We start from the raw sequence: 10,827 nt of genomic DNA on the forward strand, positions 1-10,827 counted from the left end.
CTTCATCCCCGGACGTATCACGCTCGCCCCTCGCCGACCCCATCCGCGCGATCGCCGTCGTCGCGGCGACGTCCATTGTCACATTGCCGACGGTGCGGACGAGGTCGGGGATCATCTCGACCGCGATCAGCAAAGCGAGCGGCTCGATCGGGATGCCCATGGCGACGCAGATCGGCGCGATCGAGGTCAGGAAGCTGACCTGGCCGGGCAGGCTCACCGAGCCGATCGTCGTGATCGCGGCGACCGCGGCACCCGCCATGATGGCCGGGGGCGCGAGCGCAATGTCGAGCCAGTGGGCAACATAAATGGCGACAGCGAGGTTCATGGCCGGACTCGTCACCCGGAAAATGGCGACCGCGACCGGAAGCGACACGCGCGCGACCGAGCGCTCGACCCCGAGATCGGCCGATGCCTTGAGCATCGGCGGCAGCGAGGCCAGCGAGGACTGGGTGCTGAGCGCGACCGCCTGTGCGGGCGCGACCGCCTTCGCGAACGCGAGGAGCCGCACCCGGCCGCCGAAGACCGCGACCGGATAGGCAAGCGCCCAGGCCGCGAGGCCGGCACTCGAGACGATCACGACATAATGGGCGAGCGCACCGATCGCCGAGGTTCCGGCGCGCGCTCCGACCCCGAAGGCCAGCGCGAGCACGCCAATCGGCGCGAGTGCCAGCACCCAGCCGACGATAAGGAGGACGGCGCTCGCGATCGTGTCGAAAAAGGCGGTGACGGGTTCGCGCTGCATCGCGGGGAGCCGCGCGAGCGCCACCGCGAACACCGCGGTGAAGAGGATGAGCGGCAGTAGCGCGTCATTGGCCGCCGCGGCAATCGGGTTGGTGGGCACGATCGATCGCAGGAACGCCCCGATCCCGACCGTCGGCGCATCGACAGGCGTTCCGGTCGAAAGGCTCGCCGCGAGAGAACGAGCGGCATCGGCGGGCATTGGAAAGAGTCCGAGCAGCGCCGGTACGAGGACCGCGGCGATCGCCGTCGACAGCCAGAGCAGCGCGATGAAGGTAACGACCGAGCGCATCGCCACGCGGTCGCCGCGGGCACTGTCGACGGTCTTCGCGATCCCGGTAATCAGAAGCGAGACGACAAGCGGAATGATCGTCATGCGAAGGCCGTCGAGCCAGACGCCGCCGACGCTGTCGGCAATCGCGACCGCATCCTCGAGGCCCCCGAGCTCCAGCCGCGTCCATCCGACGCCTAGCGCCAAACCCGCGACCAGCGCCGACAATATGAGCCAGGTTCTCGCCATGCGACCACTCCTCCTGCCTCCTCTACGCGGGAGGCCCCTTGGCTTTGACGCGGCGCACACCGATTACCCCATCGTCGAAAGCATGATTTCCCGAGGAAGTTTCCCGCCTCTGACCGCTTGTTGCACTTCAATGGCAGATTCGGGACTACCGATTCGACCGAACGGCCGGCGTTAATGCACGAGTTCGTTCGTTTGATCGACATATTAGACAAATTTGGGATAATTCATCCCAATATTCGCGAAATTCCTCTCAAAGTCGGTAATGAAATCACCCTGGGACCCGTGTCATAAAATGTCGCCATAAGGGGACTCACGATGACATTCAGCGCCTATGGGGCCGATTACGGGACTGAAAACGTCGCGATTGACGATGCCTGGCAGGCGTTCGAACCGAGCGCGCCGCCCGCTGGGAAGCCGCCAGTCGAGGCCGCCCCGGCTTCGGGCGAGCCTGCCCACGATCTCGTCGAGGCCTTCTGGCCGCACCTCCCGCTCCTCCGAAAATATCTCCGCCGCCGCGTGCCGCTCTCCGATCTCGACGACGTCTTGCAGGATGTCCTCCTCAGCCTCGTCCGCCGCGCCGATGCCGCCGCCGTCGCTCATCCCAAATGCTATCTTTTCCAGGCGGCCCAAGCGACGCTGATCGACCGCCATCGCCGGCAGACGACGCGTCGCACCGACTGCCATTGCCAGCTCGACGAGCCCGACCATCCGGTCGACGAGATGTCGCCGCTGCGGATACTCCTCGCGAAGGACGAAATCCGCGCGGTCGAGGCCACCCTCGGGCGGCTTCCCGAGCGCACGCAGGAAATCCTTGTCGCGATCCGCGTCGAGGGCTCGAGCCTCAAGAGTCTCGCGAGCCAGTATAATGTGTCGACGAGCGCGATCGAAAAACATGTGACGAAGGCGGCGAAAGCCCTCTCGCGCGTCCGCCGCAGCGACCTCGTCGCCGCGAACCGCAACGGCGTCTCGCCGCAGCGGCAGAAACTCCTCTCCGGTTCCATTTGAGAAAGAGAATTAAATGACGCTTGGCAGCACGGTTCACGAGCAGACGCGGCTCATCCACGGCGATACGCCGTGCGACGCGCTTCAGCGGACGCCGGGTCCTCCCATCCAGCGCGGCTCGACGGTGCTGCTGCCGACCTGCGAAGCGCTCTACGACGGCGGCAAGGTGACCTACGGCCGCGTCGGCCTCTCGACCCAGCGCATCCTGCGCGACGCGCTTCGCGACCTCGAGAACGCCGACGAAGCCTTCATCTATCCCTCGGGCCTCACCGCTATCACCGGCACCCTGCTCGCCCTGCTTTCGGCGGGCGACGAGGTTCTCGCCTGCGACACCGTGTACAACCCGACCCGCCGCTTCCTCGCCGGCACGCTCGCGCGCTACGGCGTCAAGGCGCGCTACTTCGATCCCGCCGACGATGCCGAGACGATCCGGTCGATGATCACCCCGGCGACGCGCGTGATCTTCCTTGAATCGCCGGGATCGCTCTCGTTCGAGATGCAGGACATTCCCGCGATCGCCGCGATGGCGAAGGAAGCCGGCGTCATGACCGTCATCGACAATACATGGGCGGCGGGCGTGCTGTTCAAGCCGCTCGACCATGGCGTCGATGTCAGCATCCAGTCGCTCACCAAATATGTCTGCGGCCATTCCGACGTCTTCATGGGTCTCGCTGCCGCAAAGGGTGTCGCCGCCGAAATGCTCGCGGGCTCGAGCTACGAGGTCGGCTGGGCGGTTTCGCCCGACGACGCCTATATGGCGATCCGCGGCCTGAGGACGCTTCGCACACGGCTCGCGCAGCATGGCGCCGCCGCCCTCGAGGTCGCCAAGTGGCTCGCCGCGCAGCCCGAAGTGCAATCGGTGTTGTGTCCCGCACTCCCGACCGATCCGGGTCACGCGATCTGGAAGCGCGACTTCACCGGCATGTGCGGACTGATCGGCGCGGTCCTCGCACCCGTCTCCGACGAAGCGGTCGCCGCGATGGTCGAACGGCTCGAACTCTTCGGTCTGGGCTTCAGTTGGGGCGGTTACGAGAGCCTCGCAATCCCGGTCGATCCGCAGCTCGCCGCGCGCACGCACAAGCGCAGCTATCCCGGACCGTTGCTAAGATTGCACATCGGGCTCGAAAGTGTGGATGACCTCATCGCCGATTTGCGGCAAGGGCTCGACACTCTTTCGCAGGACACGGCGGCACCGCAGGCCAAATTGCGGGCCGCAGGATAAGCGCCGGAAACGGCGGGAACGAGAATATAGCAGGTTCACCAGGGGGAACGAATTTCCGTGTTCAGGAGCAAGACCATGAAAACATATACACGACTGCTGATCGGGGCGTCCTGCGTCGTCGGCGCCATGTCGGCACCCGCCTTCGCGCAGGATGTAGCCGCTGACGATGCCGGCGAGTCGGCATCGGCATCCGAAATCATCGTCACCGGTACGCGCGGCCAGGCGCGAACCGTCATTTCCAGCCCGACCCCGATCGACGTGATCGGCGGCGAGGACCTCGAAAAGCTCGGCGGCGGCATGCAGCTTCGCGATGCGCTGACCCAGCTCGTCCCGTCCTTCCAGTCGACCACCGTCGGCAGTTCGTCGTTCAACAGCCTGACGCGCCCCGCCGGCCTTCGCGGCCTGTCGGGCGTCCATGTCCTGGTGCTGGTCAACGGCAAACGCCGCCACAACAGCTCGATCATCGACTTCAACTCGGGCGCCACCTCGCAGGGCGGTAACCCGGTCGATCTCGACCTCATCCCGGCGAGCGCGATCGAGCGCATCGAAGTGCTGCGCGACGGCGCCTCGGCGCAATATGGCTCCGATGCGATCGCGGGCGTAATCAACGTCATCCTCAAGACCAACGACAGCGGCGGCCGGGCCACGCTCGAAGCGGGCCAGCGCTACGGCCGCGACGGCAGCGGCAGCGACGGCGAGACCATCTCGGGCAGCGTGACGCACGGTTTCACGCTCGGCGACGGCGGCTCGTTCACCCTGTCGGTCGAGGGCAAGAAAGCCAATGCCGCGATCCGCAACACCGACGTCACCGGCGCGCTCTACTTCCCGCTTCCCGGCGGGGCGCCCGATCCGCGCGAGCTCACGGCGGACCGCCGCACTTACAAGGGCGGTCTTCCCGAAGTGAACGACATCAAGGTCGCGCAGACGCTCGTGCTGCCGCTCGGCAATGTGACTTTCTACTCGGACGGCACCTTTGGCTATCGCGACGCGCGCGTCGGCCAGGCCGGTCGCCGCCCGAACAGCAACCAGAATATCGTCGAAATCTACCCCGACGGCTTCACGCCCTACTACACGCTGAAAGAGACCGACTTCCAGCTCACCGGCGGACTGCGCGGCGAAACGGGCGGCTGGAATATCGACCTCAGCAGTACTTATGGGCGCAACTATGCCAAAAATGGCGCCGACAATACGCTCAACGCCTCGCTCGGCCCGTCGAGTCCGACCGAGTTCAAGACCTTCAGCTCCGCGTTCGACCAGTGGACGAACAATCTCGATCTCACCCGCCGCGTCGAGCTCGGCGGCGAGATGGCGCTCCAGGTCTCGCTCGGCGCCGAATATCGTTACGAATCCTATGTCACGAAGCCGCTCGACGTCGACAGCTACCGCGCCGGCGGTTACTTCTATCCGTCGGGGCCGCTCGCCGGTCGTCCGGCGCAGGTCGGCGCGCAGGGCGCGATTGTCGTCACCCCCGAAGATGCCGCGAACATCAATCGCAACATCTGGGCTGGTTATGTCGATCTCGCGCTCGATGTGAGCCCGCGTTTTCTCGTGACAGCGGCGGGCCGCTTCGAGCATTTTGACGATAGCTCGGGCAGCGTCTTCAGCGGCAAGGTCAGCGCTCGCTACGAGCTGACCGACTGGCTCGCCGTCCGCGGGGCATTCAGCAACGGCTTCCGCGCCCCGTCGCTCGCGCAGCAGGACTTTGCGCAGACTTCGACCTCGATCAATCTCGTCGGCGGCGTCTACATTCCCGTGCTTACCAAAATAGTGAAGACGAACTCGGCGGTCGCGCAGGCGCTTGGCGCCCAGCCGCTCAAGCCGGAAAAGTCGAAGAACTACAGCCTGGGCTTTACGCTGACGCCTGCGGCGGGCCTGTCGCTCTCGGTCGACGCCTATCAAATCGACCTCGACAACCGGATCACGCTCACCGGGCTTCTCTCGGGAACCGGCGTCCGCAACATCCTGATCGCGAACGGCTTCTCGGGCGACCAGTCGGTGCGTTTCTTCACCAACGCCGTCGACACCCGCACGCGCGGCGTCGACGTGGTCGGAACCTACACTTTCGACGTGGGCAGCGCCGGGCGTCTGCGCACGAGCGTCGGTTTCAACTATAACGATACCGACATTCGCAAGATCGCCGCGAATCCGCCCGAACTCGCCGGGCTCAACCTGACCCTGTTCGATCGCCGCACGCAGGGCTGGTTCACCTCGGCTCCGAAGACCAAGCTGATCCTCGGTGCCAATTTTGAATCGGGTCCGTTCGCGATCAACATCAAGGAAACGCGCTACGACAAGTTCAAGTCGCTCGACAATCTGGTCGGCGGCCTGCCGGTCAACGACCAGAGCTTCGGCGCCAAGTGGATCACCGATCTCGAAGTGTCCTACGGGGTGACCGAGAAATTGCGGGTCGCGGCCGGTGCCTATAATATCTTCGACGTCTATCCCGACCGCACGACCGTCGCCAACACCATCGGGCTCGCGCCCTATGGCGCCGGACCGTTCGGTCAATATGGCGGATATTATTATGGCCGGATTTCGCTCGATTTCTGATCCCGACCATCCCCTGGAGTCCGCATCATGCGCGATGAACTGATGCGGACCCTGTCCTGGGTCGTCCTGTCGCTCGGCTTTGCCGGCGGCGGGGCGGCCCAGACGCCTTTCCCCGCCTTTTCGCCGGTCCAGTCGGCGGACTTCGCACTCCCCGGCTCGCTCTCGAACAGTTGGGCCGATTATGACCGCGATGGCGACCTCGACCTTGCCGTATCGCTCAAAAGCGGCGAAATCCGGCTCTATCGCAACGATCGCGGAACATTCGTGAGCGTCGGCGCTGCAATGGGCCTGCCCGTCTCGGGCGCCGAAATGCGCGGTCTTGCCTGGGGCGACTATGACGGCGACGGCTGGCCCGATCTGTTCGGCGGCGCCACGGAGGAGGCGGCCGGCAATCTGCTCTTCCGCAATGAAGGCGGTCGCCGCTTCGCCGCGCAAGCCGTCGATCCCGTTACCGCCGGACGCTCGGCCCGCCAGTCGAGCTGGGTCGATTACGACAATGACGGCGACCTCGATCTCTTCGCGGCCAACCGGAGCGGTCCCAACGCGCTGTTCCGCCAGGACGCAGGGCGCTTCGTGCGCGTTGCCGCCGAACAGGCGGGCGACGACGCACGGCCCACAGTCGGCGCCTGCTGGTTCGATTACGACCGCGACGGCGACCTCGATCTATTCCTCGCCAACCAGGCGGGCGCAACCGACGCGCTGTGGCGCAACGACGGCGACCGGTTCACCGACGTCGCCCCGGCGCTCGGCATGGACCGCCCGGGCCGTCCGCGCACCGAGGGCAGCGTCGGGTGCGCGGTCGGCGACTATGACAATGACGGCGAACTGGACCTGTTCGTGGCGAGCTACGGCGTCAACATCCTCTATCGAAACAAGGGTGACGGCAGTTTCGAGAATGTCGCGCCGCGCCTCGGCCTCGCCGAGAACAATCACGCGGTCGGCGCCGCATGGGGCGATTATGACAATGACGGCTGGCTCGACCTGTTCGTCGCCGCCTACACCGGCAAATCGGGCGCCCAGCAGCCCGCCAACCGCCTTTACCGCAATCTCGGCGGCAACGGGTTCGCCAATGTCCTGCCGCCCGGCTCTGCGCTCAACGTCGCCGATCACGGCGTCCAGTGGATCGATTACGACCGTGACGGTGCGCTCGATCTCTCGGTGACGCGCGGCTACACCGCCAGCGGCGGTCATTTCCTCTTCCACAACGATCTCGACAAGGCCGCCGCGCAGCGAAGCCTTGCCGTTCGCGTCGTCGACAGAGCGGGACGCTTCACGCGAATGGGTGCCGAAGTGCGCCTCACCGACGCCAGCGGTAAGATCATCGCGACGCGCCAGGTATCGACCGGCGAAGGCTATAACTCGCAAGGAACGCAGCCCCTCCACTTCGGGCTTGCCTCGATGGCGCCGGTGACAGTCGAGGTGACCTTCATGGACAAGACCGGCCGAAGGACGCAGCGGATCAAGCACGTTCGCGCGGCTGACTATGCCCGGACCGAACTGGTTATCCGTCAGCGCTAGCTTGCTGACGACATCCACCGATAGTCAAGTTGTCCCGATACGTCTGTTCAACCCTGAGCGATTGCAGCCAACTGGGCTTTGGCGATCGAACGCGACGCGCGGACATAGCTGCGCCAACCATCGTAAATAGCCGATGCAATTTGACAGCAAGATTTCCATCGGATAATTCCGATGCATGATAGCTGATTCTGCCCTGCCCATTCTCGCCGCCTTGGCGCATCCCACCCGCCTCGATGCTTTTCGGCTGCTTGTTCAGAACGAGCCGGATGGCCTCTCTACCGGACAGCTTGTCGAAGCCTCGGGGCTCACGCAGAGCACCTTCTCGACGCATCTTGCCGTCTTGGCGAAAGCGAATCTCGTGAAATCCGAAAAGCGCGGCCGTCAGATCATCCAGCGTGCCGATATCGATACGCTCCGCGGCCTGATGCTCTTCCTTGCGAAAGATTGCTGCCAGGGGCGAGCGGAGCTTTGCGAGCCACTGCTCGCCGAACTCGCATGCTGCTGAGCGCGCGCCGCCAACGCCGATAATCGTCCACCCTCATTTCAGAGCTTGCGCCTTGTCGGCGCAGCGATTCGGGAGACAATCATGACCGACAAGACCTACAATGTGCTGTTCCTTTGCACGGGCAATAGCGCGCGCTCGATCCTCGCCGAAGCGTTGATGAGCCGAATGGGGGAAGAACGCTTCAGAGCCTATAGCGCCGGCAGCTTTCCCAAGGGCGAGGTCCATCCCCAAGCCCTGTCGCTGCTCGAAGAACTTGGCTTCGAGACGAATGGCCTGCGCTCGAAAAGCTGGGACAAATTCTCGCAGCCCGGCGCACCCACTTTCGATTTCATCTTCACCGTCTGCGACAGTGCCGCAGGGGAAACCTGCCCGATCTGGCCGGGCAAGCCGATGAGCGCGCATTGGGGGATCGAAGACCCCGCTGCGGTGGAAGGCCCCGGCCAGCGCGAGGCCTTCGAGCGAGCGCTCAACTATCTCTCAAACCGCATCGCGCTGTTCCTCGCGCTGCCGCACGACAGCATTGGCGAAATGGCGATGGAGCGCAAACTCAAGGAAATCGGGCGCACCGAAGGTTCGACCGCGCGAGCGGAGTCGGCCGAATGACCGCCGACATCATCATCTACCACAATCCCGAATGCGGCACGTCGCGTAATACGCTGGCGATGATCCGCAATGCCGGAATCGAGCCCCACGTCATCGAATATCTGAAGACGCCGCCGTCGCGCGCGCTGCTTGCGCAGTTGATCGAACGCGCCGGCATAACCCCTCGCGCCCTCCTCCGCGAAAAGGGAACGCCCTTTGCCGATCTCGGCCTCGGCGACGAGAGCCTCGACGACGATGCGCTCATCGACGCGATGATGGCGCATCCGGTCCTCATCAACCGGCCGCTCGTCGTCTCGCCGCTCGGCGTGAAACTCTGCCGTCCGTCGGAGGAGGTGCTCGACCTCCTTCCATCGCGCCAGCGCGGTGCCTTCGCCAAGGAAGATGGCGAACAGGTCGTCGATGACACCGGCCGTCGCGTCGGCGCCCGAGGAGAGATTCGATGACGCAACCAAAGCGCGAACGGCTGGCGTTCCTCGACCGCTATCTGACCTTGTGGATCTTCCTCGCGATGGCGCTGGGCGTGCTGCTGGGCTCGACATTCACCGGACTTCCCGCCGCGATCGACAGCCTCTCGTGGGGCTCGACGAACATCCCGATCGCCATCGGCCTGATCCTGATGATGTATCCGCCGCTCGCGCGCGTCCGCTACGAGGAACTGCCGCGGGTGTTCGAGGACAAGCGCGTGCTCGCGATCTCGCTGATCCAGAACTGGATCATCGGCCCGGTGCTGATGTTCGCGCTCGCCGTGGCCTTCCTCTCCGACAAGCCCCAATATATGACCGGCCTCATCCTGATCGGGCTCGCGCGCTGCATTGCGATGGTCATCGTGTGGAACCAGCTCGCCAAGGGCGACAATCAATATGTCGCCGCGCTCGTCGCCTTCAACTCGATCTTCCAGATCCTCTTCTTCAGCATATATGCCTGGTTCTTCCTGACCGTTCTGCCACCGCTGTTCGGGCTCGAAGGCAGCGTCATCGATGTCAGTTTCTGGACGGTCGCCGAAGCGGTGCTGATCTATCTCGGCATTCCGTTCCTCGCCGGCTTCCTGACCCGCAAATGGCTCGCCGGAGCCAAGGGCAATGCATGGTACGAGACGCGCTTTCTGCCTAAAATCGCGCCGATCACGCTCGTCGCCCTGCTCTTCACGATCGTCGCGATGTTCAGCCTCAAGGGCGGCGAGATTGTCACAATTCCCGGTGATGTGGTGCGGATCGCGATCCCGCTTACCATCTATTTCGTGGTCCAGTTCGTCATCAGCTTCTGGATGGGGAAACTCATCGAGGCCGATTATCCGCGCACCACGGCGGTCGCCTTCACCGCCGCGGGCAATAATTTCGAACTCGCTATCGCGGTCGCGATCGCCGCTTTCGGCCTCGCCTCCCCCATCGCCTTCGCCGCCGTCATCGGCCCGCTCGTAGAGGTGCCCGTCCTGATCCTCCTCGTCAACGTCGCCTTCTGGTTCGGGCGCCGTTGGTTTCCGGCATCCGCCCCCGCGAAAGGCTGATTGTAATGACCGCCGAGACCTTCTCCCGCCTGCGCACGCTCGTCGACCCCGACCATCTCCCGGCGCTGAGCCCCGAATATACTCGCTCGCAGCCGGCGCTCGGCCTCGGTCCGCTCGATCCGGCTCCGCGCATTCTCCTCCTTTATGGCAGCCTCCGCGAGCGCTCCTACTCGCGACTCGTCGTCGAGGAGACCGCGCGCCTGCTCCAGCTTTTCGGATGCGAGACGCGCATCTTCGATCCGTCCGACTTACCGCTGCCCGATCAGATAGCGGGCGACGACCATCCGGCGGTCGAGGAACTGAGGCAGCATTCGCTGTGGTCCGAAGGCCAGGTCTGGTGCAGTCCCGAACGCCACGGCCAGATCACCGGGATCATGAAGGCGCAAATCGACCACCTGCCGCTCGCCTACAAAGGGCTCCGGCCGACGCAGGGGCGCACGCTCGCGGTGATGCAGGTATCGGCGGGCTCGCAATCGTTCAACAGCGTCAACACGCTGCGCATCCTCGGCCGATGGATGCGGATGATCACCATTCCCAACCAGTCGAGCGTCGCCAAAGCCTACGCCGAGTTCGACGAAGAGGGGCGCATGCTGCCCTCAAGTTATTACGACCGTATCGTCGATGTCGCCGAAGAGCTGGTCCGCTTCACCGTCCTGACGCGTGGC

General features: G+C 64.5%; 10 protein-coding genes. 9 read left to right on the top strand and 1 reads right to left on the bottom strand.

Features of this window, described 5'->3' with window-relative positions; genetic code table 11:
- On the bottom strand, positions 1 to 1,258 hold a 1,258-nt coding region (locus tag J1N50_RS17640; RefSeq protein ID WP_215356208.1), incomplete at its 3' end, for a dicarboxylate/amino acid:cation symporter.
- A gap of 315 nt (positions 1,259 to 1,573) precedes the next feature.
- Between J1N50_RS17640 and J1N50_RS17645 the strand changes: the two genes are divergently transcribed.
- The 9 genes from J1N50_RS17645 to arsH all read left to right on the top strand — a co-directional run.
- On the top strand, positions 1,574 to 2,263 hold the full coding sequence (locus J1N50_RS17645) for an RNA polymerase sigma factor (RefSeq protein ID WP_215356210.1): 690 nt from the start codon (positions 1,574 to 1,576) through the stop codon (positions 2,261 to 2,263).
- Positions 2,264 to 2,276: 13 nt separating this feature from the next.
- Positions 2,277 to 3,482 (top strand): cystathionine beta-lyase, encoded by a 1,206-nt coding sequence (gene metC, locus J1N50_RS17650; RefSeq protein WP_215356212.1) that lies wholly within the window; start codon positions 2,277 to 2,279, stop codon positions 3,480 to 3,482.
- A gap of 75 nt (positions 3,483 to 3,557) precedes the next feature.
- Positions 3,558 to 6,032 carry a TonB-dependent receptor plug domain-containing protein gene (locus J1N50_RS17655; RefSeq protein WP_215356214.1) on the top strand — a complete coding sequence of 825 codons (2,475 nt, stop codon included), beginning with the start codon at positions 3,558 to 3,560 and terminating at the stop codon, positions 6,030 to 6,032.
- A gap of 27 nt (positions 6,033 to 6,059) precedes the next feature.
- The gene (locus tag J1N50_RS17660) at positions 6,060 to 7,550 is read left to right on the top strand and encodes an FG-GAP repeat domain-containing protein (protein ID WP_215356216.1); all 1,491 of its coding nucleotides are present in this window, start codon (positions 6,060 to 6,062) and stop codon (positions 7,548 to 7,550) included.
- 175 nt (positions 7,551 to 7,725) lie between these two features.
- Complete coding sequence (locus J1N50_RS17665; RefSeq protein ID WP_215356218.1) at positions 7,726 to 8,055, top strand: ArsR/SmtB family transcription factor; 330 nt, start codon at positions 7,726 to 7,728, stop codon at positions 8,053 to 8,055.
- A gap of 81 nt (positions 8,056 to 8,136) precedes the next feature.
- Positions 8,137 to 8,658, top strand: coding sequence for an arsenate reductase ArsC (locus J1N50_RS17670; RefSeq protein WP_215356220.1), 522 nt, complete (start codon positions 8,137 to 8,139; stop codon positions 8,656 to 8,658).
- Complete coding sequence (gene arsC / locus J1N50_RS17675; RefSeq protein ID WP_215356222.1) at positions 8,655 to 9,101, top strand: arsenate reductase (glutaredoxin); 447 nt, start codon at positions 8,655 to 8,657, stop codon at positions 9,099 to 9,101. Before J1N50_RS17670 ends, arsC begins: the two co-directional genes overlap by 4 nt.
- Entirely contained in the window at positions 9,098 to 10,162 is a 1,065-nt protein-coding gene (gene arsB, locus J1N50_RS17680) for an ACR3 family arsenite efflux transporter (RefSeq protein ID WP_215356224.1), read from the top strand. Before arsC ends, arsB begins: the two co-directional genes overlap by 4 nt.
- Before the next feature lie 5 nt (positions 10,163 to 10,167).
- On the top strand, positions 10,168 to 10,827 hold a 660-nt coding region (gene arsH, locus J1N50_RS17685; RefSeq protein WP_215356226.1), incomplete at its 3' end, for an arsenical resistance protein ArsH.

Source organism: Sphingopyxis soli, from assembly GCF_018682675.1.
Lineage (GTDB): Bacteria > Pseudomonadota > Alphaproteobacteria > Sphingomonadales > Sphingomonadaceae > Sphingopyxis > Sphingopyxis soli.

Bases quoted from the DNA above. Each gene is read 5' to 3' on its own strand.
- metC (WP_215356212.1), top strand. From the start codon at position 2,277: ATGACGCTTGGCAGCACGGTTCACGAGCAGACGCGGCTCATCCACGGC.
- arsC (WP_215356222.1), top strand. From the start codon at position 8,655: ATGACCGCCGACATCATCATCTACCACAATCCCGAATGCGGCACGTCG.
- J1N50_RS17655 (WP_215356214.1), top strand. From the start codon at position 3,558: ATGAAAACATATACACGACTGCTGATCGGGGCGTCCTGCGTCGTCGGC.
- J1N50_RS17660 (WP_215356216.1), top strand. From the start codon at position 6,060: ATGCGCGATGAACTGATGCGGACCCTGTCCTGGGTCGTCCTGTCGCTC.
- J1N50_RS17645 (WP_215356210.1), top strand. From the start codon at position 1,574: ATGACATTCAGCGCCTATGGGGCCGATTACGGGACTGAAAACGTCGCG.
- J1N50_RS17670 (WP_215356220.1), top strand. From the start codon at position 8,137: ATGACCGACAAGACCTACAATGTGCTGTTCCTTTGCACGGGCAATAGC.
- J1N50_RS17665 (WP_215356218.1), top strand. From the start codon at position 7,726: ATGATAGCTGATTCTGCCCTGCCCATTCTCGCCGCCTTGGCGCATCCC.
- arsB (WP_215356224.1), top strand. From the start codon at position 9,098: ATGACGCAACCAAAGCGCGAACGGCTGGCGTTCCTCGACCGCTATCTG.